At 53.3% G+C, this 26,144-nt stretch carries 25 protein-coding genes and 2 pseudogenes; 14 read left to right on the top strand and 13 right to left on the bottom strand.

The window, feature by feature from the left end:
* The first annotated feature begins 1 nt into the window (after position 1).
* On the top strand, positions 2-1,462 hold the full coding sequence (locus tag KDW_RS28860; RefSeq protein WP_162005711.1) for a tetratricopeptide repeat protein: 1,461 nt from the start codon (positions 2-4) through the stop codon (positions 1,460-1,462).
* Positions 1,463-1,809: 347 nt separating this feature from the next.
* The gene (locus tag KDW_RS28855; protein WP_162005710.1) at positions 1,810-2,070 is read left to right on the top strand and encodes a hypothetical protein; all 261 of its coding nucleotides are present in this window, start codon (positions 1,810-1,812) and stop codon (positions 2,068-2,070) included.
* Positions 2,071-2,100: 30 nt separating this feature from the next.
* Here KDW_RS28855 and KDW_RS28850 read toward each other — a convergent pair whose 3' ends face one another.
* The 3 genes from KDW_RS28850 to KDW_RS28840 form a co-directional block, all read right to left on the bottom strand.
* Positions 2,101-2,889 carry a class I SAM-dependent methyltransferase gene (locus tag KDW_RS28850; RefSeq protein WP_151759363.1) on the bottom strand — a complete coding sequence of 263 codons (789 nt, stop codon included), beginning with the start codon at positions 2,887-2,889 and terminating at the stop codon, positions 2,101-2,103.
* A gap of 706 nt (positions 2,890-3,595) precedes the next feature.
* On the bottom strand, positions 3,596-4,492 hold the full coding sequence (locus tag KDW_RS28845; protein WP_151759362.1) for a LamG domain-containing protein: 897 nt from the start codon (positions 4,490-4,492) through the stop codon (positions 3,596-3,598).
* Between the two features lie 175 nt (positions 4,493-4,667).
* Positions 4,668-5,273: a TetR/AcrR family transcriptional regulator gene (locus KDW_RS28840; protein WP_162005709.1), complete on the bottom strand. Its 606-nt coding sequence runs from the start codon at positions 5,271-5,273 to the stop codon at positions 4,668-4,670.
* Positions 5,274-5,594: 321 nt separating this feature from the next.
* Here KDW_RS28840 and KDW_RS28835 point away from each other — a divergent pair, with 321 nt between their 5' ends.
* Together KDW_RS28835 and KDW_RS28830 are read left to right on the top strand one after the other, a co-directional pair.
* Complete coding sequence (locus KDW_RS28835) at positions 5,595-6,491, top strand: ABC transporter ATP-binding protein (protein WP_151759360.1); 897 nt, start codon at positions 5,595-5,597, stop codon at positions 6,489-6,491.
* 68 nt (positions 6,492-6,559) lie between these two features.
* Entirely contained in the window at positions 6,560-7,390 is an 831-nt protein-coding gene (locus tag KDW_RS28830) for an ABC transporter permease (protein ID WP_151759359.1), read from the top strand.
* Here the strand turns inward: KDW_RS28830 and KDW_RS28825 are convergent.
* The 3 genes from KDW_RS28825 to KDW_RS28815 all read right to left on the bottom strand — a co-directional run bounded on the left by KDW_RS28825 (position 7,380) and on the right by KDW_RS28815 (position 9,439).
* The gene (locus KDW_RS28825) at positions 7,380-7,661 is read right to left on the bottom strand and encodes a hypothetical protein (protein WP_151759358.1); all 282 of its coding nucleotides are present in this window, start codon (positions 7,659-7,661) and stop codon (positions 7,380-7,382) included. The genes KDW_RS28830 and KDW_RS28825 overlap by 11 nt on opposite strands.
* Before the next feature lie 18 nt (positions 7,662-7,679).
* Positions 7,680-8,849, bottom strand: a complete 1,170-nt coding sequence (locus KDW_RS28820) for an alpha/beta hydrolase family protein (RefSeq protein ID WP_151759357.1) — start codon at positions 8,847-8,849, stop codon at positions 7,680-7,682.
* A gap of 209 nt (positions 8,850-9,058) precedes the next feature.
* Positions 9,059-9,439 (bottom strand): hypothetical protein, encoded by a 381-nt coding sequence (locus KDW_RS28815; protein WP_151759356.1) that lies wholly within the window; start codon positions 9,437-9,439, stop codon positions 9,059-9,061.
* 740 nt (positions 9,440-10,179) lie between these two features.
* Between KDW_RS28815 and trhA the strand changes: the two genes are divergently transcribed.
* Complete coding sequence (trhA, locus tag KDW_RS28810) at positions 10,180-10,872, top strand: PAQR family membrane homeostasis protein TrhA (protein WP_151759355.1); 693 nt, start codon at positions 10,180-10,182, stop codon at positions 10,870-10,872.
* Positions 10,873-10,929: 57 nt separating this feature from the next.
* Positions 10,930-11,166 carry a hypothetical protein gene (locus KDW_RS28805; RefSeq protein ID WP_151759354.1) on the top strand — a complete coding sequence of 79 codons (237 nt, stop codon included), beginning with the start codon at positions 10,930-10,932 and terminating at the stop codon, positions 11,164-11,166.
* 279 nt (positions 11,167-11,445) lie between these two features.
* Here the strand turns inward: KDW_RS28805 and KDW_RS33315 are convergent, their stop codons facing one another.
* Together KDW_RS33315 and KDW_RS33310 are read right to left on the bottom strand one after the other, a co-directional pair.
* The gene (locus tag KDW_RS33315) at positions 11,446-12,534 is read right to left on the bottom strand and encodes an alpha-amylase family protein (RefSeq protein WP_198925651.1); all 1,089 of its coding nucleotides are present in this window, start codon (positions 12,532-12,534) and stop codon (positions 11,446-11,448) included.
* Positions 12,535-12,572: 38 nt separating this feature from the next.
* Complete coding sequence (locus tag KDW_RS33310; protein WP_198925649.1) at positions 12,573-13,544, bottom strand: alpha-amylase family glycosyl hydrolase; 972 nt, start codon at positions 13,542-13,544, stop codon at positions 12,573-12,575.
* 291 nt (positions 13,545-13,835) lie between these two features.
* Between KDW_RS33310 and KDW_RS28795 the strand changes: the two genes are divergently transcribed.
* Positions 13,836-14,957 (top strand): S53 family peptidase, encoded by a 1,122-nt coding sequence (locus KDW_RS28795; RefSeq protein ID WP_151759353.1) that lies wholly within the window; start codon positions 13,836-13,838, stop codon positions 14,955-14,957.
* 416 nt (positions 14,958-15,373) lie between these two features.
* The gene (locus tag KDW_RS28785) at positions 15,374-15,637 is read left to right on the top strand and encodes a hypothetical protein (RefSeq protein ID WP_151759351.1); all 264 of its coding nucleotides are present in this window, start codon (positions 15,374-15,376) and stop codon (positions 15,635-15,637) included.
* Positions 15,638-15,707: 70 nt separating this feature from the next.
* On the opposite strand, the gene KDW_RS28780 is transcribed toward KDW_RS28785, so the two are convergent.
* A complete protein-coding gene (locus KDW_RS28780; protein WP_151759350.1) occupies positions 15,708-16,310 on the bottom strand; it encodes a class I SAM-dependent methyltransferase in 603 nt (200 codons plus the stop codon).
* A 428-nt stretch (positions 16,311-16,738) separates the two neighbouring features.
* Between KDW_RS28780 and KDW_RS34515 the strand changes: the two genes are divergently transcribed.
* The 4 genes and pseudogenes from KDW_RS34515 (at position 16,739) to KDW_RS28770 (ending at position 19,597) form a co-directional block, all read left to right on the top strand.
* Positions 16,739-16,882: a hypothetical protein gene (locus tag KDW_RS34515; RefSeq protein WP_233097981.1), complete on the top strand. Its 144-nt coding sequence runs from the start codon at positions 16,739-16,741 to the stop codon at positions 16,880-16,882.
* Positions 16,879-17,288: pseudogene (locus KDW_RS34505) on the top strand (response regulator). The gene KDW_RS34515 and the pseudogene KDW_RS34505 overlap by 4 nt, the downstream one beginning before the upstream one ends.
* Before the next feature lie 17 nt (positions 17,289-17,305).
* The gene (locus KDW_RS34500; RefSeq protein ID WP_233097976.1) at positions 17,306-17,983 is read left to right on the top strand and encodes a sensor histidine kinase; all 678 of its coding nucleotides are present in this window, start codon (positions 17,306-17,308) and stop codon (positions 17,981-17,983) included.
* A 213-nt stretch (positions 17,984-18,196) separates the two neighbouring features.
* A complete protein-coding gene (locus KDW_RS28770) occupies positions 18,197-19,597 on the top strand; it encodes a glycosyltransferase 87 family protein (RefSeq protein WP_162005708.1) in 1,401 nt (466 codons plus the stop codon).
* 151 nt (positions 19,598-19,748) lie between these two features.
* On the opposite strand, the gene KDW_RS28765 is transcribed toward KDW_RS28770, so the two are convergent.
* Positions 19,749-20,366, bottom strand: a complete 618-nt coding sequence (locus tag KDW_RS28765; RefSeq protein WP_269822556.1) for a dienelactone hydrolase family protein — start codon at positions 20,364-20,366, stop codon at positions 19,749-19,751.
* 708 nt (positions 20,367-21,074) lie between these two features.
* Between KDW_RS28765 and leuA the strand changes: the two are divergent.
* Positions 21,075-22,761 (top strand): annotated as a pseudogene (leuA, locus tag KDW_RS28760) (2-isopropylmalate synthase).
* A gap of 71 nt (positions 22,762-22,832) precedes the next feature.
* Here the strand turns inward: leuA and KDW_RS28755 are convergent.
* From KDW_RS28755 to KDW_RS28745, 3 genes are read right to left on the bottom strand one after another with little or no spacing between them, the layout of a single operon-like run.
* Positions 22,833-23,195 carry a response regulator gene (locus KDW_RS28755; protein WP_151759347.1) on the bottom strand — a complete coding sequence of 121 codons (363 nt, stop codon included), beginning with the start codon at positions 23,193-23,195 and terminating at the stop codon, positions 22,833-22,835.
* Positions 23,192-24,010 (bottom strand): RAD55 family ATPase, encoded by an 819-nt coding sequence (locus KDW_RS28750; protein WP_151759346.1) that lies wholly within the window; start codon positions 24,008-24,010, stop codon positions 23,192-23,194. Before KDW_RS28750 ends, KDW_RS28755 begins: the two co-directional genes overlap by 4 nt.
* Positions 23,995-24,735, bottom strand: a complete 741-nt coding sequence (locus tag KDW_RS28745) for an RAD55 family ATPase (RefSeq protein WP_151759345.1) — start codon at positions 24,733-24,735, stop codon at positions 23,995-23,997. Before KDW_RS28745 ends, KDW_RS28750 begins: the two co-directional genes overlap by 16 nt.
* Positions 24,736-25,094: 359 nt before the next feature.
* Here KDW_RS28745 and KDW_RS28740 point away from each other — a divergent pair, with 359 nt between their 5' ends.
* Positions 25,095-26,105, top strand: coding sequence for an LLM class flavin-dependent oxidoreductase (locus KDW_RS28740; protein WP_151759344.1), 1,011 nt, complete (start codon positions 25,095-25,097; stop codon positions 26,103-26,105).
* Positions 26,106-26,144 lie beyond the last annotated feature (39 nt).

Below are 26,144 nucleotides of genomic sequence, written 5' to 3'. Positions count from 1 at the left end.
TTTGCTACGTCGCACCAATGTCCTGCCTCCCGATGGACAGCTGGCGGACGCTGAAACCGCTCAATGCCAGCTGGCCGCGGAAATCGCTCAGCTGATCGATGGGATTCCCCTGGCACTGGATCAGGCGGGCTCGTATATCGAGGAGACCGGCTGTGACCTGGGACACTATCTACGGCTTTTCAAGCAGCAACGCAGTCGTCTATTGAATCAGCGCGGTGGGTCCGCACTCGATCATCCAGAACCGACCGCCACCACCTGGAACCTGGCCTTCCAGAAGATCCAGCAACATAGCGAGGTCGCACGCGACCTGCTCTACCTCTGTGCCTTCCTGCATCCCGATGCCATTTACCGCGAGCTGATCCAGCAGGGTGCCCAGGCCCTCGGCTTTGCGCTCCGCAACTCCTTCAGCGATCCGGTCGCGCTGGATCAAGCCATCGCAGAATTACGCAAATACTCCATTCTGCGCAAGACCGACCACTCACATACACTCACCATCCACCGCCTCGTCCAGGACGTCATCAAGGAAAGCCTGCATCCCCTGTTACAGCACACCTGGGCGGAAAGTACGGTCCTGCTGATCAATGCCACCTTTCCAAACATCTCTGCCAGCGACTGGCTGCGCACACGGATCGTGGCGCGAAAATATTATGTTCATGCCCAGACAGCCCTGGATATCGCCAACAACTGGCAGCTTGATTTTCCCGAGGTCGCGCAACTCCTCAGCAAAGTCGGCAAATATCTGGAGGAGACCTCAGATTTTGAGGAAGCCGAGAAATGCTATCTACGCGCCATCGCCCTGGATGAGCAGCTAAACACGATTTCCGCGGACACCCTGACGCTGGATTACAATAATCTGGCCTCCCTGTATGAACACCAGGAAAAGTATCGCCAGGCCGAAGAATATTATAAAAAGGCCATCAGCTCGCGCCGTGACGAGATTACCAGCGACCGCTTCACGCCCGCGATCCTGGAAACCATCAGGAACTACACCACGTTCCTGATGAAATTCGAGCAACGCAAAAACGAGGCCAACAGACTGCGGGCACGCACCTCAAGCCAGATCAGCCAGAGCGTCCGCCGCATCACCATCAACGATGACCATCCGGATATCACCTATCATGGAAGCTGGGAAACACGCTCAGAGCAACAGGGACACAAATCTGGCGACTACGGCGGCAACACACACTACACCAATAGTGAAGGTGCCGCCTTCGAGTATGAGTTCACCGGCTTTGGCATCGCCATCCTCTCCGACACCGCCTCGGCTCAAGGCATTATCGACATCTATATTGATGATCGTTATGTACAACGCAAAGACACCAGTCAGGACCTTGAACAACAGCCCCAGACCATCATCTATCACCAGGATAATCTTGAGCCCGGCCCGCATAAGCTCAGCGGAGAAATCGTACGTGGCGCCTTCGCACTCGACGCACTCGTCATCTTCATCTACGATCAATAACCAACCTCATGTAGCGGCAGCCTTCACGGCTAATACTTTTCACTTAAGGGATTGAATGGCTGAAATGATAGCATGACGGTGAAGGAATACCTTCTCAAAGGATCAAGAGAGGTAAAACGTGTAGGTTCGACCCTTTGGGTCGAACCTACCTGTTCGCTTTTCTTGATCCTTTGAAGTCACTGGGCCTCTGATCGGCTCAGATGCTTTCGTCAATCTCGTCCAGAAAAAGGCTTAAGTGACCATAAAAATATGGTGGAGAAAAGCGGCGAATCATACGTCGAGTGGGCGCCACACGCGGAGGCCGGCATGCGGCGTGATGGTGGAGCGAGGGGCTCAACGAGCAGCGCATGCCTGTGGCGCCTCCACCGCGACGGATCCTGTGTCGTGATCCTCTTCGAGAAGGTACGGGAGGATCCACCCGCTCTCCCACCACGTTGCTGTGCGAGCAGGCCACGGCACACACGATCCCTGGAGGCGCCACAGCACTGCGAAGTCGTTCGTGCACGCTGGCCTGCGCAAACGCAGCAGGGCGGCCTCCGCGTGTGGCGCCCACTCGACGTACACATGGCTTGCTGGTCACGTCGAACCTTCTCTCAACGTCTCGCTAAGTGAAACGTATTGGCCTTCATGGCTGAAGGCTACGAGGCGATGAACAGGCCGGTTTCTTTGGTGATGTGGATTGAGCCGTGTTGAGCGAGTTCCTGATCGATCATGGTGCGCAGGGTGTCGAGCTGGTCTGCGGTGATGCTGCCAGGCGCAAAGCAGGAGAGGATGAAGGCGAGCAATGGCTCGGCTTCGGTTACCGAGAGGTTGTTCTCCATGCGCCGCAGCTCAACATGTGGGAACCAGGGTGCCAGTTGCTCGGTACCATTTTGCAGGCTAAAGGATATTGCACCAGCTGAGCCAAGGACGCCATTGAGCACGATGCCGGCACGCTCACAGAATTGTTTGATCTCACGCAGATGTTCGCTGCCATTGGTAACGGCATAGAAATGCCCATTCAGAGTGAGTACACGGCGTACCTCGGCAAAGGCGCGGGCAAGATCGGGGACGTGGTAGAGCATATGGTTGGCGATAACGGCATCGAAGGTATTATCCGCGAAAGGAATAGACTGGGCATCGACCACGGCATAATGGAAACGCTCCGTGCCCAGATTACGTCGGGTATCCTCCAACATACCCTCCGAGAAATCCGAGAGCGTGATCTGCCACTCGATCGGGATGTACACCAGATTCTTGCTCCACAATGGGCCAGGACCACTGCCGAGTTCCAGGATATTATATGGAGCCGGAATAACTAGCTGCTCAAAAATCCAGTGCTGCAAATTCCTGGGATTGGTGCTGAAGCGTTCGTGGAGCTGGATACGCGCATTGAGGCGCACGGAATCATTATACTGATTGCTCAATAAATACTGTTGATCAGACATGTGTGACAAAAGCGTAACCCGCCGCAAGCCGCTGTGGTTTAAACCCAGGCGGATAGGCGGGTTTCTCGTGGGCTTTAGCCCTTGCTTGTTGCATAGAATGCATGGTTGGATTATACTGCATAGGTGCAACGAAGGCACGACAGCACAGGCTGTACGGCCTTAGGAAGTGTTGCCAGGCAAAATCGTTCAAGAAAAGCCTCCCACTGATGCATGCATCAGTTTTCGAAAGAGAAAGGTGTTCACCCTTTCCAGGTCGCCAAACACCCGACGTTGGCTGCACACCCGTCGGGTACGGCATGAAACGGTGAACAGGCATGGCACCGCCCTTCAAGCGAGCAGATGTGTGGATCTGTGCTTGAGTGTATTCCTCACCCACTACGGTCTTCAACGAGTTGCCTCAACGAGGCACCGACTCAGGGGGCCGACTACGTAGGAGTGCAAGAAGCCGCCGCCCCTTCAGGGCGTGCGGAGTGTCACATAGATTGTTTGGACCCTGCTTTCTTCAAGATGGAAATCCACAATTACGCGTCTGGCGCGTAATTATCCAGATGCAATTATATCACCTCGCAATGCATCATCACACATGTTTTGCAAGCCGTTGACGTTGGCCGGGGCAATCGAGGGCATGCCGTGATCGCCTTGGGGCCAGATTATCATTGGTCGAGGCAATCGAGGGCATGCCTCGAACCTACGGGACACGGTGCCGTCACGGTTTAGGGGTGGCGGACGGCGTGGCTGTGGCCGTTTCCGTGGGAGTCTCGGTGTTGGGAGGTGTAGGCGTCAGGCCAGGCAGAGGATCAACGATGGATTGGACGTCCATGCTGAGAAATGAGGCCATGGCCTGATCTGATGACTGGCCGTTGTTAACAAAGAGCGCGACCTGGCCTTTGGTGTAATCATAGTCATCGGTGCTCGCGATCTCGGCTCCATTGACTTTGACGGTGATTCGAGGGCCGTTCATTACGACCTGGATATGATTTTCACGGCCAATGGGTTTCATCGACGGGATCTTGCTGATCCGGCTCAGCTCATCATTCTGCGGCAACTTATTGTCATCCAGATATTCTTTGTTGATGGTAATGGTGTTATTCCCAAAAATATCGATGCGATAATCATGGTCCAGATTGCTATCGCCGCGTAGATAGATGCCCATCTTGTCGTTTTTGTCGACCTGATCCAGTACATAGCTGAAATTAAGCACATAATCACCGATCTGGCCGACAGAGGGCACGTTCTCGATCAAGATTTTATGATCGCTGACAGCCAGTGTGAGCTTGTTGTCTGAGACAGCACGGATATAGCCAGAGGTACTCGAGATCGCCCAGCCGTTGTGATTATCAAGGAAATCTTCATGAAAAAGGGTGGTCGGTGTGGCGGTGGCCGTCACGGTGCTGCTGGCGGTGGCAGACGGTGTCACTGCTGGCGTGGTGGCAACACTGGTAACCGCTCTGGTTGCCGTTGCTCTCACGTGCGTATTCTCATCTCCATCTCCCCTGATTTTTTCAGCAAAAATGACACTACTACTTATGAGTACGAGTAGTAGTAAAGCCATCGAGACCAGAAGTTTTACATATCTCCTCTGGTACTTCTTTTCACTTCCCATAGCAATAAGGCGCTCCCTTGTTTCAATATATATAGTATAAACGAAGCTGTGAGCTTCGCGTTTCTTTTTGGCTCCTGTTGAGAATCTACGGACAGCATTGGTCCAGGGTATGCCAATGTGGACTTTAGTACGGTTCAGCTATTCTGCCTGGTACCTTAGCGATGCGGTAATGCGCTTAAAGCAGGTGGCCTGCCCCGTCTGGCATGTGCGCGACGACCTCTGGCGTGTGTAGCAGTCCTTCGGTGATGAATTGGCGATAGATGGTGATTACCTGCTGGACACTGAGTCGGCCATCGGGGCGGAACCAGGTGGCAACTTCGGTACACATAGCGATCATGGCATAGGATGCGATCTTGACATCGCTGCGGCGAAACACATCGCGCTCCATGCCATCCAGTAACAGTTCCTGGAGCAAGGCTTCATATTTGTCACGCAGGCCCAGGATATAGGGCCGGTGCTCTTCTTCCAGGGCCCGCATCTCAGTGTCAATAATAAAAAATTCCGCTTTGTAGGTCGTATGCAGACGGATATGGTTAGCGATGGCATCGTGCAGGCGTTGGAGAGGATCATCTGTCTCCTTCAAAATATATTCCAGACTGGTATTCAGACGCTGCATATGCGTCTCCATGATCTCGACCAGCAAGGCCTGCTTACTGGGATAATGATGATAAATACTCGCCGCCTGAATACCAGCGATGCGCGCGATGTCGCGTAAAGGGGCGGCATGATAGCCATATTGGGCAAAAAGTTGTACTGCTGCCGCTAAAATACTGTCACGCATGGAACGGCTCTCTGGCCGCATAAGCTCATTTCCTCGTTTCCATCAATCTGCTTACTATTGTAACAGAAATGCTGCAATCAATAAACGTTACCAGCGCCCCAATTTTTCTCATGGCCGCCGCCACCTGATCTCAGACCAACCTGACTTTTGGTAATCCTTGATCGTGTCTGAGATGCTGTTGGCGAAGAAATAGCTTTGTAGCTTATTGCCAGTTGTGCCTGACTCGCGTATTATGGGGAGAGCACATTCGCGGCAAAACCATGCGCTGGCAGATAATATATTCTCTACACAACTTTCGTATGAGGTAAAGAAAGAAGATTTATGGAAACTGAAATAGTTTTAGAGACGAATCAGCTGAAAAAACATTTTGGTGCGGTTAAGGCCGTCGAGGATGTTTCTTTGAGTGTAAAGCGAGCAGAGATCTTTGGCTTCCTGGGACCCAATGGTTCCGGCAAAACCACCACGATCAGTATGATCCTGGGCTTGATGCGTCCTACCGCAGGCGAGATCAAGATATTTGACGAGGTGGTCACACCTGAACAGAATAATGTGTTGCGCCGCGTGGGCATGATGGTAGGCTCACCGGCCCTGTTGCTTCCTTTCACCGCACGCCAGAATCTGGAAATGATGGCCACGATGCGTCCGGATTTGCCCGCCAGTCGCATCGATGAAACCTTAAAGCTGGTAGATCTCTATACCGTAGCGGACCGCAAAGCCAAAACCTTCTCGCTGGGTATGAAACAGCGCCTGGGTATCGCGCTGGCACTGCTCAATCAACCCGAACTGTTGATCCTGGATGAGCCAACCAATGGCATGGATCCTGCCGGTATGCTGGAGATTCGGCAGTTGTTGCGCTCGCTGGCGGAACAGGGCGTGACGATCTTCCTCAGTAGCCATTTGATGCATGAAGTGGAGCAGATCTGTGATCGCGTGGCGGTCGTGCAAAAAGGCAACCTGATCGCCCAGGGATCCATTGCGGAGCTCTTGAAAACAGATCCAATTGTATCTATCCACACCAATGACACTACAGCCACGGTCAAGATTCTCGAACAACTGGAAAATGCCCATTCGATCGAGACAAAGGAACAATTTGTCTATGTCCAGGGCGTGGCAAGCTCACTGGTCATCGAGAAGTTGGTTCAGGAACATGCCATACCAGAGGAGGTTTCGATTACAAAACCAGACCTGGAGAGCGTCTTCCTGACCTTAACGAAATAGTTTTTCTTGCAATTATTGATATCTATTGATCCATTGGTGACATTGGGTATAGAAAGAAAAAATAGCATATGTTCTATAACATCTTGCGTATGGAGTATCAGAAAAGCGTGCGACGTCCTTTCTTCTGGATCGAGATCGCCATTCTGGTCGTAGCAATCATACTGATCGTGGGCCTGCTCTTTATAGTGCAGGGGATATCTGAAACCACCAGAGGCGCGGCCCTGACCATCACCTGGCCACAGGGACCAGATTTCGGACTCGGCTGGCTGTCCTCGCTGGGAAAAATCCTGCTGATCATACTGGTCAGCGTGATGGTGGCCCGCGAGTTCAACTGGCGCACCATCCAGTTGTGGCTGAGCCAGGGCCTGCCACGACCAATGTTGATGGTAGCTAAATGGCTGATCCTGGTCGGCAATGCCCTGTTTATGACAGTGGTCGCGTTAGTAACTTCCAGTCTGGTGACTCTCATTTGCTCATACGCAATCCAGGGCACGTTGCATACAGAAAATCTTGATGTTGCACAGATACTGCTAAGCTATTTGCGCACATTCTATACATTATTACCCTATATCAGTCTGACCTTCTTGCTGGCCGTGCTCACGCGTTCGACGGCTGCAGCTATCAGCATCGGCCTGGTCTATTCACTGGTGATTGAATCCCTGGTTGCACAGATTGGTGGCCTGTTCAATGAGACTGTGGCGCGCATCATCGCCTATCTGCCCAGCGGGCTGGCTCAATCCATCGACACGTTAAACACCACGACGCAGACCGCCAATCCGTCCCCATTTGCGTCAACGCAGGCTTCGCCGACCGTGGCTGCGATTGGCATTGCGCTCTATACCCTGATCTTCCTCGGGCTGGCCATGTTCATCTTCCAGCGCCAGGACCTCACTCAGTAGCTTTCCTCAACGTCTGCTGGCGCAGCAGTACCAGCAGACGCGGGATCAGGAGGCTGGCCAGAATGGCGATCCAGAGGGCGGCGAAGGGTGCAAAGAGCCGTCCGAAGAGCCAGACACCCAGCCAGCCTCCCAGATACCCTGACCCACCACTGATAATCAATAGAAACGGCCAGGACGCTCTGGACCACGCTTGAGGTTGCAGGTGGGCGGCCAGACAGATGAGGCCGATAACCAGGCCGATGACAAGCCAGAGGGATGAAAGCATGAGCACGGGTGTGACGTCCTTTTCTTATGAAGCCGCATACAGCAAATCATTCAAGATACTAAAGAGATGCGTACCATCACCGATCAACTGACCAATATTGAGTCCTGAGCGCATCTCGACATGGTCAAAGATATGGAACTCGACATATTCATGGCTATGCTGCAGGCGCGTCAGTTCGATATCAAAGGCGCGAGTCTCGGTGACAGGCAGCGAGGCATCGTTGCGGTCGTGCAGCAAGAAGATCGGTGCATGAATGTCTTTGATGACGCGCCTGGGCGCTAGCTCGTCAAGCAACTGCTCCAGGTCAGGAGGCAGGGAACGCAACTCGTTATCGACTTGCGTCGGTGTATCGCCTTTCAATAAATGATAGACATCCTGAGCACCAATCGACATCGTGGCCAGTTCACTCGCACTCAGAGGCTGAGCTTTGGGAGCCAGAGCAGTTCGGATCATGTCTTGGTCGCTGGTGGAAAAGTTTTTGGTGGTCATATTGGTCAGGACCTCTATGGGTATGTCAATCGGCAGCCAGGACTCGCGCTTGCCATCGATAGTAATGCTCCTGCGACCAAAGGTCTGCAACAGAGTCCTGGTATCGAAATAGCCACCAAAGGCCGCCATATAGGCCACCTGATCCCGAATCCGCGCATCAGCAGATGCGAAACTGGTCAGCGGCACCCCGGCGCTAAAAGCAATCATGCCACTACGGCGTCCCTGCATACCTGGCAAGCTTTGAAGCTTCTCAAACGCCAGCACGGTCGCATCGGTATCCTGAACCGAAACATCATAGGCCATCAAGGTCGGAGTCGTCATACTCATCACCACCACTCCGGTACGCGCCAGAGCCTCCAGCAGATTGACCAGTTGCGGCACCTGACGATTATCCCCCACCCCCGGCACGACCAGCACCCCGCTGCGCGCACGTCCAAACACAGGCTCCGGACTATCCGGCGCATACACATCCAGATAGACCGGACCGCTGGACGCGGAGATCGTCAACTGACTATGCTTGATTGGCTCACCGCCGGCCACCAGAGCACCGGGCTGCGTCGCCGCAATCAACGCCGGCAGAATATATGCCGCACGCACCAGCGAACGTCCCCCCGGAAAAACCGAAGCACAAAATCCCAGTACAAATAACAGCAGCAACAGCGTCCGCGCCACCACCCACCGCTTCCGCAACCGCCGTCCACCCATAATGAATCCCTCCATTCGTCTTGTTCAGGGTCTCCCAAAGATTGATTACCACCAATACATATTAGATTATATGTACACCCAATCCCGCCACCCAAGGGTCATATGCCCCATCTTCCATCCTACTACCTACATGTATCGTAACGCAAAACAGGCACAACCAGTAGGTTTGGTCATGCCTGTTTATAAAAATTGTGCGGGACCAGGATCCATTATTTGTCGGGATCCATGTCATCCTCGTCCTTAATCAATCCCAGATAAACGCCCATCCAGCCGGCGATGAAGTGCGAGCGCCAGAGTCCTTGCTCGAATGCATTCAGGGTCGTGGGCACAAGATGCTCAATAATCATGGTAAATTGATTATCATCTAACGGTACAGGATTCAAGCATTCATGGTCCTCAAGAAATGTAAGGTGGGCACGAATACCGGTGCGGTAACCTTCCTCGACCGCGCTTTCATAAATCGTCTGCTCTGATAAACCAATCCGTATTCGTTTCCCAAATGGCAAGTCAGTTCCAGGCGAGTAAACCAGATCACCAATTTTTTCCAGTGGTGGTGGCGGAACTTCGTTAGGCCGTGAAGAGAAAGACATAGAGAACCTGCTTTCTGCATATGAATCGGTACGTACGATGTTACGAGGCAATACATTTTACATACTACCTGGTTAACGTAAGGTACGCCAATAAATTGAACCAATAGGTTTTTATGCTTCTATTTTTTAACAACAATATAATTAGCGCTCCCTTCCTTAGGAAAATAATTATCACATCAACCAACAGATCTATTTTACATTCAATCTATTCACAAAACAAATATCTCCACAGATCGACGATTTTTATTACTTTTTGGTCAGTTATTTTTGCGTTCTTTTTCGATAAAAAATACAAATATCTCTAGAAATTTAGAAAAAAATAGTCTCAAGTAGATACGCCATAGCACGAAAAGACTTGACTGGTTCTTTGCTTCGCGTGCTTGCGTCATTGCCTACTGGAGCGCTCCTGGCATGCAAAGCGCTGAGGCGGGTGGCTCCGTCGGGATGGGATTTTGACGCTGGATTGTTACTAATAGTGATATCCTTTTTTCATACGAAGCGTGAAATCACTGGCTCTCACTTCACCCAAATGCTGAGGTTGTTAGCTAGCAATAGTGCACTTTTTTAGAAATACCTATATAATGTAATTACTCTTCGCAGAAGCTACCTTTCAATCATGTGAACAACGTTCAGCATGCTCTTAAAAAGCAATCGTGAACGCCGCTCACTCGCGGCTAGCTTCGCTCACACGATTGAATGGCATGACTTTTTTTATATGACTAGCGAGTGGAAATAAAACAGTGAATAAACAAGATATAGCTGTGACTGAAAAAGTCCAACAAAAAATAAAGCCGCTATTACGAGGCTGGTTCCATGCCGCCGCCGCCGTGGCCGCTGTAGGTTTAACGCTGATGATGTGCTGGTATAGTCGCGCCGATCTACCACGCTTCATCTCGCTGCTGATCTTTGGACTAAGCATGATCGAGATGTATACGGTGAGCGCGATTTACCATATTGCCCACTGGGAACCGGCCAGACGCCGCATCTGGCGTGCCCTGGATCATGCCAATATCTTTGTGCTGATCGCTGGAACCTACACGCCCCTCTGCTTCAACATCCTGTCCGGATGGGTGCGCATCACCCTGCTCAGCGCCATCTGGATCCTGGCATTTGCGGGCATCATCTTCGCCCTGTTTCCCTATGCGTTACGCGTGCCCAAATGGTTCAGTGCCTCCATCTACATCCTGATGGGCTGGATCGCCATCCTGGCCATGCCAGCCTTCCTGGCCGTACTACCCTGGGCTTTCGTCATCACCATGATCGCGGGTGGACTCCTCTACACCATCGGAGCCATCGCCTACGCCACGCGCTGGCCCAACCCTTTCCCACGCGTCTTCGGCTACCACGAAATCTTCCACATCTTCGTCATCGCCGGTAGCGTCGCCTTCGCCTCCTGCGTCTGGATCTGGGCCCTCACCTTTCCCCGCCCGTAACGGCAGCCTTCATGGCTAATACGTTTCACTTAGCGATATGTTGAGAGATGGTTCGACGTGACCAGCAAGCAAGGTGTACGTCGAGAGGGCGCCACACGCGGAGGCCGCACTGCTGCGTTTGCGCAGGCCAGCGTGCACGAACGACGCGCAGTGCTGTGGCGCCTCCAGGGATCGTGTGTGCCGTGGCCTGCTCGCGCAGCAACGTGGTGGGAGAGCGCGTGGATCCTTATCGAAGAGGATCACGACACAGGATCCGTCGCGGTGGAGGCGCCACAGGCATGCGATGCGCTTTGAGCACCTCGCTCCACCATCACGCCGCATGCCGGCCTCCGCGTGTGGCGCCCTCTCCACGGACGATCCGCTGCTTTTCTCCACAACAGCTTTTGCAACCACCAAAGTGCTTAAACGAAACGTATTGGCCTTCATGGCTGTCGCCACGGTTTGTGCTTTCTTGCTTCGCCAACAAATATTCTGGGGTCCCGGTGCTCCCGGAGTTGGGTCTTCACATTCGCAAATCACACCAACCAGGGTACAGCCTGGAACACAAATGTCGTTCCAGACTGTACCCTGGTTTTATGCCTGCGCGGCGGGATCGCTGGCAAGGACGATGACGCTATGGGATGGCAGGCCGATGTGGCTGTCGCCGATGGTCGGGGCCTGCTCGCGGATCTGGATGTCTCCAGGGGCAGACTGAGCGGTGTCGATGACTTTTTTCCAGCAGCGACCTCTGGTGGGCTGGGGAATCTCAAAGTCGAGCTCAGCGGTGTCCATATTGAGCATGACGTGCAGGTCGGCATCGGCGCTGGCCTCGCCGGACCAGATGGTGAAGGCGAGTACGTGGGAGTTGGGATCATTCCAGCCCGGTTCGAGCAGGCGGCAACCGTGCCATTCGATGTCTTCTTTACCGGAACGGTCGGTGCTGCCGGTGAAGAAGCGCTCGCGCCGGACACCTGGATACTCTTTGCGGAATGCGATCATGGCTTTGACGAAGTGGAAGAGCTCGGACTGGCTTTCCAGCAGGTTCCAGTCAAACCAGGTCAGTGGATTATCCTGGCAGTAGGCGTTGTTGTTGCCTTGCTGAGTATGGCGCACTTCGTCTCCGGCCAGCAGCATCGGTACTCCCTGGGAGAGCAGCAGGATGGCGTAGAAGTTTTTGATCTGCCGCGCACGCAGGGCGTTAATGGCGGGATCCGTGGTCTCGCCCTCGACTCCATGGTTCCAACTCGTGTTATAGTTGAGTCCATCGCGATTATCTTCACCATTGGCCAGGTTGTGTTTCTCGTTATAGGAGACCAGGTCGTTGAGCGTGAAGCCGTCATGGCAGGTAATAAAATTGATCCCGTTGATCGGACGCTGGCCGGCCTCATAGAAGATATCCTGGCTGCCCGCGATACGCGACGCCACCGCCCCGATGATCCCACCATCGCCTTTGACAAAGCCACGGATCGTATCCCGATATTGTCCATTCCAGACCGCCCAGCGATAGCCGGGAAAATTGCCCACCTGATAGAGTCCAGCGGCATCCCAGGGCTCGGCGATGATTTTAGTGTCGGCCAGGATATCTGACAGTTCGATCCACCAGAGTACAGGCGCATAGTCCATCGGCTTGCCGTCGATGCCACGCGTCAGGATCGAGCCCTCGTCAAAGCGGAAGCCATCCACATGCATCTCCTGCACCCAGAACATCAAGCATTCGGTGATCAGTTTGGTGACAATGGATGATTGCAGTTAATGGTATTGCCGCACCCGGAATAATTCAGATAGGTGCGCTTGTCCTGCGGATCCAGGAAGTAGTAGATGCGATTGTCGATGCCTTTGAAGCTGATGGTCGGCTCGTTGTCGTCGCCCTCACCGCTATGGTTAAACACGACATCCAGGATCACCTCGATGCCCGCCTTATGCAGCGCCTTGACCATGTCGCGGAACTCGTCGATGTGGTGACGTCCCTCGACATCGACGCAATAGCCGGGATGGGGCGCGAAATGGCAGATCGGATCATAGCCCCAGTAGTTGGTCAGGGGCTCGCCGGTCAAAGGATTGGTGCGCGTGACGCCCGTGGGATCAAAGGCAAAGACGGGCATCAGTTCGACCGCCGTGATACCCAGTTCCTGCAAATACGGTATCTTCTCGATCAGCGCCGCGAAACTGCCTGGATGTTTGACTCCCGAGGACGTAGAGCGTGTGAAGCCGCCAACATGTAGCTCATAAATGATCGTCTCACTCATCGGCCGCATCAAGCAGCGATCACCCTCCCAATCATAATCCGAGATATCTATCACGGTACTACGCAGGGCGGTTGCCACATTATCCTCAGGACCAATCGCATCGCTACGCCGCCATAAATCGGTGGTAATGCCCCGGCAATACGGATCAATCAACACCTTGTTAAAGTTGAAACGATCACCCGTCTGCTCGGTCTGGTCCGCACCAAAGACACGATACGCATAGTACGCTCCACGCTTGAGTCCACGGACATAGACATGCCAGAAATGAAACGTACGATTCTTTATCTGGTCCAGCAGGATCGTCTGTATAGGAATAGTATCATCCCTATGCTCAAAAATGAGCAATTCGATATTGGTGGCATGTTCAGAAAAAATCGAGAAATTCACTCCCTCAGAGTCTGGCGTGGAACCTAATGGACGCGGCCGACCCGCTTCAACAGTATACATGGTGTTTTTTCCTTCTAGCGCGTAATTCCGTTCAATCGTGCAGGCACAGCAGCGTTCACGATTGCTTATCAGGAGTATGCTGACAATTATACTCCTACTAGTAATACATTACACCATTCGCATGAGTAGACAAATATTCATGAATCCACCATATAGCTGATGCCAGCGCGCATTTTTCCTTCTATACTCCAAAGAGATAGAACATCTGACACCCCACCATACATAAAAAAATCACTATATACGAAAACCTGCAAGGGTCGAACCTGCGTCACATCATGAGGGGAGTGGGTTATGAAAGCTATGCGCTGGCTGCTGGTTGGCTTGATTAGTCTGTTACTGGTCTATGGGAGCCTGGTACGTGAGTCACAGACAGCGTGGGCGGCTCTGCCTGCCCACGCGGCTCAACAGCTAGCAAAACACCCACCCACCCATGTTATTCCAGTGTACAATGAGGCGCTACCGGTGACACGAGGCTTGCCAGCCTGTTTACGGCGCATGATCCGACCGCGTTGCTATAGCCCGCAGCAGATTCGCCGCGCCTACCAGATCCAGCCCTTGCTGAATGCGGGTATCACCGGCAAAGGACAGACAATCGTCATCGTTGACTTCTTTCAGAGTCCCTCGGTCCGCAGTGATCTCCGGCTCTTCGACCAACTCTTCCACCTGCCAGAACCGCAGTTGACTATTTATGCACCCACAGGACTCACGCCATTTAATCGCAAAAGTAAGACCCAAAAGCTGGCGGCCATCGAGACCAGTCTGGATGTCGAGTGGGCCCACGCGATCGCTCCTGGGGCCGCGATTGCGCTGGTACTGAGCCGCTCAGAGGAGTACGAGGATGTCTATGCCGCCACAAAATTTGCGATCGAGCAGCACCTGGGCAGCGTCCTCTCACAGAGCTTTGGCCAGCCGGAATCCACGTTACCAATCGAGTTTGCCCGACAAGAGCATGAACTATTTGAAGAAGCACGCGCGCAAGGTATGTCTGTCTTTGCTTCATCCGGCGATCGCGGCACCTTATCGCCCATCTATGGTGGCATGCCCAGACGCGTAATCGCGATTGGACAGGGGGTAGAATATCCGGCCAGCGATCCGCTGGTGACCAGCGTTGGAGGCACCAGCCTGTTTCTTGATCCCGGCGGCAGCTATGCATACGAAAGCGTCTGGAGCAATCGCTCTGGCGCACCAGGAGGCGGTTTCAGCCACATCTTCGCCCGTCCCGACTACCAGGAGGGCATCACAGGCATCGGTAACACCAGAAGCGTCCCGGATGTCGCCTATGTCGGCGATCCCTCCACCGGAGTCCTGGTTGTGACCACCATCCTCACCGGTCGCCCAGCTACCTCCCTCTTGGAGGCACCAGCGCGGGCTCACCGCAATGGGCCGCCCTGGCCGCACTCGGCAACCAGCTAGTCGGCCATCCACTCGGCTTCCTGAATCCCGCCTCTACCGGCTCGGCCGTAGTGCCCGCTACCACAACCTCTTCCACGACATCACACGCGGCAACAACGCCTACATCCTCAAAGTCCGCCAACTCAGCTACGTCATCCCAGGATACCAGGCCACCTCCAACTGGGATCCCGCCACCGGCCTCGGCACCCCACGCGCCACGCCACTCCTGCAAGCCATGTACCGGCAGCGCTCGTCGCTGCGATCAGTTCCCGTACGAGGCGTACCGGCAGCGCTCGTCGCCAATACGTTTCGGTGAAGCACTTTTGTGGTTGCAAAAGCTGTTGTAAAAAAAAGCAGCGGATCGTCCGTCGAGTGGGCGCCACACGCGGAGGCCGGCATGCGGCGTGATCATGGAGCGAGGGCTCAACGAGCCTCGCATGCCTGTGGCGCCTCCACCGCGACGGATCCTGTGTCGTGATCCTCTTCGAGAAGGTGCGGGAGGATCCACGCGCTCTCCCACCACGTTGCTGCGCGAGCAGGCCACGGCACACACGATCCCTGGAGGCGCCACAGCACTGCGCGTCGTTCGTGCACGCTGGCCTGCGCAAACGCAGCAGTGCGGCCTCCGCGTGTGGCGCCCTCTCCACGTACACCTGGCTTGCTGGTCACGTCGAACCATCTCTCAACATATCGCTAAGTGAAAAGTATTAGCGCCTGTCGCTGCGATCAGTTCCCGTACGAGGCGTACCCGTCACGCGGGACGTCGGAGGGTCATGGATTGAAATGACCAGGCGGAATCTTGTAGGGGATGGATTTGAAGGAGACGATTTCAAAATAGGGCGCGACAGCCTGTTGCATGAATTCGTCGGTGTGGCGCGAGAAGTAGCGCGGCGGCTGATGCCAGTCTTTATCACTGATCCCTTCTTTTTCGATGCCACCATACACACCAAGGAAGAAGAGGCCACCGGGATGTAAGAGACCGCGTAGCTTCTCCAGGACGGCCGGGAGCGCGCTGGTTGGTACATGCAGCAGGCAATTTAAGGCGTAGAGGGCATCAAAGGACTCGGGCGGAAAATCCAGGCTCAGGAAATCCATCACATGGGCTTCCAGACCCTTCTCACGGCACAACGCAACCATCGCCGGAGAGAGGTCGGTGCTGATTACCTGCATACCATGCTGCTGAAAAAACAGGCTATCCTGTCCGGTGCCTGCACCCACTTCGAGCAGCCTGGATTTTCCCTCAAGCTGCAACAGATCGAGAAAGGACTGCCGCTCAGTAAGTTTCCAATCCTGCTTCCCTTCCTGATTTCGTTTGCTGGCACTCTCGCTATTGTAAGCTACTTTCAAATTCGCGATGGCTTGCTGGTAATCCATGTTCTTGATCTCACTCCTTGCTCACTGAAAAAGTAGAGTTTCTATTCCTTACGCACGTTAAAATTCAAATATATTTTACACTATATTATCTTACACTGTATCATGTGCAATTTTTTCATAAGCAACCTTTTGTGTAAAAGAAAGATCCAGGTAAGTCTGGTACTTTTGACCCAGATCAAAATGGATAAGTTTATGACTTTTTGCAGTTCAGACAGCGGCTTTTTTTCACTGTACATGTGTGTTTTACTGGATAATCGACCTGGTATACCACCTTTTAACTTAATTTGCCTGAAAAAAGAGCTGGTGACCGAATAGACAACCGGGGGCGATGCTCGTAAAATAGGCTATTGAAAGAGGATTATCCCACGAAACAAATTAATCATGGCTTTCGTATTAATATATAAACAGGTAGAATAGGTCTAGACATTATGGATGAAGAAAATAACAATTCACCAATCCTGATAGTGGACGATGATGCGGCCCTGTTACAGGCTCTTCCCCAGGTCGTAGACCTGCGTATGAAAAATGTTCAGGTGGTCACGACGGATTCGGCTCAACAGGCCTGGAAATGATCAGGGATAATGATTATGATGCGATTGTGAGCGATGTGAAGATGCCGGGCATGGATGGCATTGAGCTGCTTTCGCATATCCGCGAGCTGCGCCCGGATACCCCGTGCTGCTGATTACGGGCCACGGCGATCATGGTCTGGCGATTCGGGCGATTCGTGGTGGCGCGTACGATTATATTTTGAAGCCGATTGATCGGGATGCATTTGTGAATGCATTGCAGCGGGCCATTCAGACACGCCAGTTGAGCCGTAAAGTAATGGAGCAGCAGCTGGCACTGGCCCTGCATGCCAAGTCCCTGGAACGCCTGGTGGAGAAGCGCACCAAAGAACTGGTGGCCGCGAATGCCACCAAGGATAAATTTTTGGATATTGTTTCCAGGAACTCAAGTCTCCGCTCTCGAATTTAAAGGGCATGACCCAGCATATGCGTCACCAGCTTGAGCGTGGCGATGGGGTCACGGCGGTCCAGCAGGGCTTGCTCGATATGGAGCGCTCGATTACTCGCACCGAGGTACTGGTACAGGATCTCCTGGATACGTCGTTGATGGAGACCAATCTGTTTGCGCTCAGGCGTCAGCGTACCGATCTGGTGGAACTGTGCCGCAAGTTGCTGGATGATTATACGGCCCGCGCCGTACTTACACTCGTCAATGAAATGAAGGGTGCTCCCATCGAGGTAGAGGTGGATCGCGATCGCTTCTCGCAGGTCTTGATCAATCTGCTGTCAAATGCGCGTAAGTTCTCGAAACATGGGACCGCGATCACGGTGACGCTGCAACAATCTGGCTATGAGGTGATCGTCTCGATCCAGGATATGGGTATCGGCATCGCGGAAGAGTATCTCCCACATCTCTTTGAGCAATTCTATCGCGTGCCCGGTGTCGAGATCCAGAGCGGCTCGCGCACCGGCCTGGGGCTTGGCCTCTTTATCGCGCGCAAAATCGTTGAGCGCCATGGTGGCCACATGGAGGTACAGACCGTACTGGGTCAGGGCAGCGTCTTTAGTGTCGTGCTGCCAATCTATGTTGATCCTGACGCCACCGAGCAGCCTGATGTTCCCGCCAGCCTGCATACGCAAGCAGTCTGGACCATTACCCATTAAAATTTCTGGCTTTCCATTGAAGCATTACAAATGGCCCCCATACGGACTATGAGCCGTATGGGGCCATTTGCTGTCACATTTCGTGGCATTTTGCAGCTTGTTGTTCTGCTTAAGACACTTTATAATACACAGGATTGAATGGAATATGCTTACAAGAACCGTGAGATTGCTATCCTTTCATCAGCCGTAGCGACACAAAAGGATGACAGGCTATTGATACAGAAAAATACTATTTTTACTACATATGATAAAGCACAGAAATATTTTATCCACATCCAACATACATTACATCAACCTGGTAGCAAAAAGGGTATGTGGCTCTTATTATTGCTGACATTTCTCTTGTTTTGTGGGGCGGCCGCGCAGTGCTTTTATCCAACTACCGATCCGGCCCGCTATCAATGTGACGCCCTGGTCTTCTGGTTGGGAAGTTCTGCCACGCACTTACTACCGGCGGTCCAGTGTCAGTTTCTGCATCTCACCACGGCCCAGCAGGCCTTTCAGATGTTGCCACAGGAATATCCACCACTGACCCTACTCCTTTTTTCGTTACCGCTGCTGGCTCCCGTCGCCTTCTATCAGGTCGCGTTTGCCCTGCTGATGTCGCTCCTGGTGATCCTGGTCTATGCGCTCCTGCTACGCTATGGAATCCCGGGCGCGGCCATCGCCTTCCTCTTTTTCCTGATCATCGGAGCCTGCGCGCTGGTCCCGATGCGCTATGATCTGCTGCCAGCCGCACTGACACTGATGAGCCTGATCGCGGCCAGACGCGGTCGCTGGATGCTGGCATACATAGCCCTGGCCCTGGGTGTCCTGCTCAAAATTTATCCTATTCTCTTATTGCCAGCCCTCTTTATTGCCGAGCAGCAAAGCAAAGAACGCTTTTATCGGCCCGCAGATAGCTCGCTGGCCCAGATGCCACGCGACCTCTACCACACCCTGCGTGGCTGTACACGCTGGCAGTGGCGCAATTGCCTGCTCTTCTTTGTCATGATCATCGGCATCACCGGCAGCTTTGCCCTGCTGGACTTCAACAATGCGGTCGTCAGCCAGTTCGACTATTTTCTCAAGCGTCCCATCCAGATCGAATCGCCAGGAGCCTCCCTGCTCTGGCTGGCCCATCTTGGTGGCGTGAATTGGAGGATCGTCTACAACTTTGGCTCAATCAACATCTACACCGGACTCAACAACCTGATATCACCCACCTTCACCGTCCTCTTTCTGCTTGGTGTCCTCTATGTCTACTGGATGCAATGGCAGCAACGTCTCAACATCACCCGCACCATGATCGCCCTGACGCTTGTATTTATCAGCACCGGCAAAGTCTTCAGCCCCCAATACCTGATCTGGCTCATTCCGCTGCTGGCCTACGATGGAGCCTTCAACGCCATCTGGACCTATCTCTGGGGTGCCATCTGCCTGCTCACCACCGGCATCTACATCATCTTCTACTCCCAGATCCTGGATCCCCGGCACATCCAGTTACCCGCAGGCTTCTTCGAAGTCGTCACCATCCGCAACATCCTGCTCGCCACCCTCACCCTCGCCTACCTCTTCAACTGGTTTCAAGCCCGCCCACAACAAAAAGCAGAGCAAACCACGATCCCATCGTAGGTTCGACCCTCGCGGTCGATTACCTCGCGGTCGATTACCTCGCGGTCGATTACCTCGCGCCACATCTATTTTGCCCCGAAGGAGATCACGCTTCTTCGGGGCGATGGTGACAGTGAGGATGCCAATCGACCACGAGGGTCGAACCTACCGGTTACGCTTGTATATGGGCGGAAATGAAACGAAGGACGCGGTTCCAGGCGTCGGTGGAGGCTTCTGCGTAGTCGGTGGCTCGACGATCAAAGAAGCTGTGGGGCGCGCCGGGATAGCTGATGATCTCGTGCTCAACACCGCTCTGCTCCAGCTTCTGCTCGAAAGACTGCACCTGGTCATTAGGAATACCCTGGTCGGCGCCGCCAAACAGGCCCAGTACAGGATATTTGATCTGTCCAGCCCGGTCCAGGATGGTGCCTTCGCCGTTCAGGTTGCGTTTCATACCAGCATAGAAGCCGATGACACCGGCAAAGCCAAAGTCCTGCTGCGTACCACTGAGGAAGGAGAGCGTGCCACCCAGGCAGAAACCAACTGGAAACGTTGGTTTTTTGCCAGCCGGCGTGCTATACAGGTAGTCCTGGGCAGCCTTTGCATCGGCAAAGAAGCTCGGCAACTGTATCTGCTGCACATGTGGCATGTACTCAAATGAATCATCACGGGACGTTAAACCGGCTGTGCGGCCAAAGTAGTCGATCGCTACGGCCTGCATGCCGACTTCGGCGAAACGCAGCGCCAGCTCTTTATAAAATTGATGTAAGCCACGCACATCGGGATAGATGATGACCTGGGCCCTAAGGGCTGATCAGGATGGGCCGCGTAAGCCGCGAAACGCGTACCATCGGCCGAAGTCAACACGATATCCTCACCGCGCGCACTCCCTCCCTCACCAGGAGGCAACGGTGGACGCGCATTATCGTCATAACACATAAAAGATACATCCCTTTCTTTTATAGATATACTACCTATACACTATATCACCCGTCACACGACAACGTATAAAGGGGAACCAATCGAGCACAAGGCTCGAACCTACGGCGGGAATATGGCAATCAATCGACCACGAGGGGCGGGGAATATGGAAATTTTCGCTACTTTTTTTGGCCGACATGTGGTCTTTTTATCTTGTTGGGTATACAGGATGACTCGTCGCGCCCTCTTATATGGCACATTTATCCACATAAAGGGCAACAAGCGCATGAAATCAGGGTAACAGGCGCAAAGCCGCTGATTGCAGGGTGGTGGGCTATGCTATGATAGCAGACAATACATTCAGCGTGCTTGCAAAGCGATCCTGCTTAATTCATGTCGAGCCATCCCTTTGCGAGTTGCCGTCATATTGGCCCACCTTAAAAATATCCGCTCATGAGCATGAGCGGATACACAATATCGCTAAGTACAACGTATTGGTCACAAGGGCGTGCCGTTACAGCCGATGATGCATAAAAGGAGATTTTTGATGCTGATGAGTACGCAAACGCGTGGCGGTATGCAAAAAGGATCTATCTCAAAATATCGACCCTTTACGCCAATCGTGCTGCCAGATCGGCAGTGGCCATCGAAGATGATTACGACGGCGCCAATCTGGTGTAGTGTCGATCTACGCGATGGCAACCAGGCTCTTCCGATTCCGATGAGCGTGGAAGAGAAGCTTGAGATGTTTGATCTGCTGGTGGGTATTGGTTTTAAAGAGATTGAGGTTGGCTTTCCAGCGGCCTCGCAGACCGAGTTTGAGTTTATGCGCCGCCTGATCGAAGGAGATCGTGTGCCGGATGATGTGACGATTCAGGTGCTGGTGCAGGCGAAAGAGGATCTGATTACGCGCACGTTTGAGTCGCTGCGCGGAGCCAGAAAGGCGATTGTCCATCTATATAATTCGACTTCGGAACAACAACGGCGGATCGTCTTTGGGCTGGATAAGCCGGCGATCGTGGATATTGCGGTGCGCGGTGTACGCCAGGTCAAGGAACTGGTTGCGACCATACCAGAGACCGCGATTACGTTCCAATATTCTCCTGAAAGCTTTTCGCTGACCGAGCTTGATTTCGCGCTGGAGATCTGTGAGGCGGTGGTGGATATCTGGCAACCGACCCCTGAGCATAAGATTATTCTGAATTTGCCGACGACCGTTGAGGTCTCGACCCCGAATATCCATGCCGACCAGATCGAGTGGTTCTGTCGCCACCTGCGCGACCGTGAGTCCGCGATCATCAGTCTACATACGCATAATGATCGTGGTACCGCCGTGGCCTCGACTGAGATGGGCTTGCTTGCGGGCGCGGAGCGCGTTGAGGGGACGCTGTTTGGCAATGGTGAGCGCACCGGCAATGTTGATATCGTGACGCTGGCCCTCAATATGTATTCCCAGGGCGTTGATCCATGTCTGGACTTTGAGAACCTGCCGGCCATTCAGCAGATCTACGAGAAGTGCACGCGACTGACGGTTCCGATGCGCCAGCCCTATGCCGGCGAACTGGTCTTCACGGCCTTCTCCGGCTCGCACCAGGATGCCATCAACAAAGGCATGGCGGCACTGGAGCATTCCCGCAGCGAGCTCTGGGATGTGCCATATCTGCCAATTGATCCCAAGGACATTGGTCGCACCTACGAAGCGATTATCCGTATCAACTCGCAGTCCGGCAAGGGCGGCGTAGCGTATCTGATGGAGAGCGAGTTTGGCCTGCAACTGCCCAAGGCCATGCATATCGAGTTCGGCAAAGTCATCAAACAGCTGGCCGATGTACGTGGCTCCGAGATCCTTTCCAATGAGCTCTATACCGCGTTTGAGCAGGAATATCTGCTGCGCGGCGCTCCCTTCAAACTGGTGAGTTTCGAGGGCCGCACCGTGTTGAGTGCCAGTGGAAACGAGGCCCTGGAATGCGTGGCCACCATCGCTGTGGATACTGTCATCCATGAGATCCGGGCGAAAGGAAATGGACCAATCGACGCCTTTGTGCGCGCCCTCAATCAGCATCAACTGGCCAGTTTCTCTTTGAGCAACTATTCGGAGCACGCTCGGCGATGGCGCATCCACACAGGCGGTCGCCTATATCCAGTTGCAAACGCCGCAGGGACCCTTCTTTGGCGCAGCCATGGATACCAATATTGAGCTTGCCTCGATCAAGGCCGTCCTCTCTGCTCTCAACCGCTCCATGCAACCTGCCCCTGCCAATTAAGGCATCAGAACGACACCAAAAAACATGGCGAGCGTTGCGCTCGCCATGTTTTTTGGTGTCGTTCTGATGCCTTAAAGAGGAGCCTTCGTATATTGAGCCACCATATCCAGGACTTCATCAATATCGAAGGGTTTCGCAATCACCGCCACATATTTGCAATCATCCTGACGAAAAGATTTATGCACCGCCGTCATAAAAATCAAAGGAATCGAGCTAAAGCGCGGATTAGCGGTCATCCGCCGGCATAATTCTCGGCCATCCAGAATCGGCATCATGACATCACATAACACCAGATCTGGCTGTGCCTTCTCCATGCACTTCAAGCCTTCCTGTCCATTATTAGCAGTCATGACTTGATAGCCCTCCTCCAATAGGACATCATGCAATACTTCGATGATCGATACTTCATCATCAACCACTAAAATCATGCTCATTGGTGCTTCTCCTGCGAGGATGAAGTATCGTGGATAAATTGGCGCTGGCTCTTTGCCTCCTGTGGCTGAGCCACACCAGTCAGAATCGCCTCAGCACTATCAAACGTCGCCGCCACGTCCAGTCCTTGATCCGTAATCCGGAATTCACGTATCGAGGGATCATAACCGCTCTGGCGCATCTTGATAATGGAGATTAAGCGATAGAGCTGTGAGTACAGTTCGACATAACGCAAAAAGACAATATTCTCGACCAGGATCGCGATCTTGCTGATCCGTTCAGGGATTACAAGCGTGGGACTCAACAGATCGGCGAGCTCAATGGACCAGATGGTGGTAATGTCTAGATTACGCAAGGCCGTGAAAAGCGCGGTCAGGAAAAGCAGCAGGCGCTCCGGTGATGCGGACGTATTCTCAAAACCAACAACACCATCGATGAAGAGTCGACGCACCTTCTTCTCCCTCACCATCGCCAGGATCTGCTCACCAAGCACGTCGATGATATCCTCGGTCGGTGGCTGGGTCATAAAGGTAAGATTCTCTTTAACCACCGCGTCTTCCATGTCCAATCCCATCTGGGTCATACGCTGCTTCAACTGTGCTTCGGATTCATAGAAACCAAAGTAGAGTCCCGGTTCTCCTTGCTTTGCACCTGCATACAAAAAGTGCAAACCCAGCAGCGTCTTGCCCGTGCCGGGTGCGCCCAGCACGATCGTCGAGTTGCCAACCGGAATACCATTATTGAGCATTTCATCCAGGCGCGACACCCCAAAGGCCAGCCGCTCAGGCGGCTTCGCTGAGGTCAGTGTTGCAGGCAAAGGCCGGCTTTGCGACTTGAGCACGGCATCGATACGGGGATAGAATTCGATACCTGTGGTCGAAATGGCATACAGGTGACGACCTTCCAGAAAGCTACTGCCCGAAACTTATGCACCTGAAGCTCACGAATCCAGCGGGAATCGCTCAGATGTGAGGATAAATTGAATAAGCCATCCACCATCGTATGCTCGGGCTGATCATACGCCATTTTTTCATACTGCATGAGCAAAACAGTCGTACAACCAACTGCCTCGGTAATCACACTCAAGGAATGCAAGAACTCTTTCCGCTCACTCAGCGAGTTCGCGTTCTGCTCAATCGTGATCATACCATCAATGACCAGCAGGCTGGCCCGATGACGACGAACCTCCTTACGGATCAAGGTCAATAGAGCATCCAGGCCCTGCTGCTCCAGCGTGGAGTAGCCGCTGAGATAGGTAAGCTTATCGGCAATGGGTTCCGATGAGAAAAAGTCAAACGATTGCATATGAGACAGCATCCGGCTATGCGTCTCAGCTAAGACAGTCATATAAATAGCGCGGCCACCCGCAGCCACATGATTAAAACATAATTGGTTACCAAAAATTGTTTTGCCAGCACCAGGTGCACCCATAATAAGATAGGTTTCGCCTTTTAACAGACCACCATGTATAATCTGGTCAAATCCCGCGATCCCACTTGGTACACGTTCAATTCTGGCTAATTCATGATAATTTTCTGTCATCTACACACTCTCCCAATATAATTACGGGCCAGATACCAGAGGTCGTTTCAGCTTAGTATATTTATCATAAATTGAGCATATGTAATATAGTAACATACCCTTTCGTGGTTAATAATCAGTACGAAAAAAATCTTCAGCAGGTCTCACCAGTTTAAACGACACTCGTGGCGTGAGTTTCCCCGCAAGTGGGGTATCTTCCCCTGGACACATGAAGAAAAAATCTCTGTTCGCCCGACGAGCAAATTGTATGAAAAATCCAGCATATGAATAATTTTGGGTCCGCTACTGTTATGAATAAGAGAATGTATGCAAACTATTTTGTGCACATGGTACTCATGAAGCAAAAGGATACGATATAAATGACTCTCCCTATCTCTGTTCTGGATCTTTCTCCTGTCGATGCAGGTTCGAGCAGCGCGCAGGCGTTGCATAATACACTTGAACTGGCCCGTGTGGCGGATCGCCTGGGCTATAGCCGCTACTGGTTAGCGGAACACCATAATAGTACGATGACGGCGAGTGCCGCCCCGGAAATTATGATCGGACATGTGGCACAGGTCACCAAAAATATTCGCGTCGGCTCTGGCGGCGTGATGCTCCCGAACCATTCTCCCCTCAAGGTCGCCGAAAACTTCCAGTTGCTAGAGGCGCTGCATCCTGACCGCATCGACCTGGGACTTGGCCGCGCCCCCGGCACCGATCCCCGTACCGCGCTGGCACTGCGTCGCTCGCGCCAGGCCTTAAATGCCGATGATTTCCCTGAGCAACTGGGCGAACTCCTGGCCTTCTCAAACGCCGAGGATAATTTTCCGGTTGGCCATACGTTCCGCAACGTCAAAGCTATTCCGAGCAACATCAAATTACCCCCGCTCTGGCTCCTGGGTTCCAGCGACTTCAGCGCCCAGGCGGCCGCAGCCCTCGGCGTCGGATTTTCGTTTGCCCACCACATCAATCCCGGCTTCGCCATACCAGCGATCAAGTTGTATCGCGACCAGTTTGTGCCCTCAACCCAGTTGCAGGAACCCAGAGTCATCCTGACCACCGGCGTCATCTGTGCCGAAACCGACGAGCAAGCCAACGAGCTTGGAGCCGCCATGGCCCTGGCCTGGCTACGCCTGCGCACCGGACAGGCCGGGCCGCTGCCCAGTCCTGAAGAGGCCCGAAACCAGCAGTATAGCTACACCGAGCAGACCGTCATCGACGACACGCGCAGCCGCCAGATCGCCGGCCGTCCCGAAGTGGTACGTGAGAAACTCCTCAAACTGATCGAGCAGACCGGAGCCGACGAGTTGATGATCTCGATGATGATGTATGGCCACGAGAACCGCGTCAAAGCCCTCGAACTCCTCGCCGCCGCCTTCAACCTGTAGCGGCAGGCCCCCTTGAAAGACAATCGTGAACGCCGCTCA

The organism is Dictyobacter vulcani (assembly GCF_008974265.1).
Taxonomy (GTDB): domain Bacteria; phylum Chloroflexota; class Ktedonobacteria; order Ktedonobacterales; family Ktedonobacteraceae; genus Dictyobacter; species Dictyobacter vulcani.
This window is presented reverse-complemented; position numbering and strand designations above follow the sequence as displayed.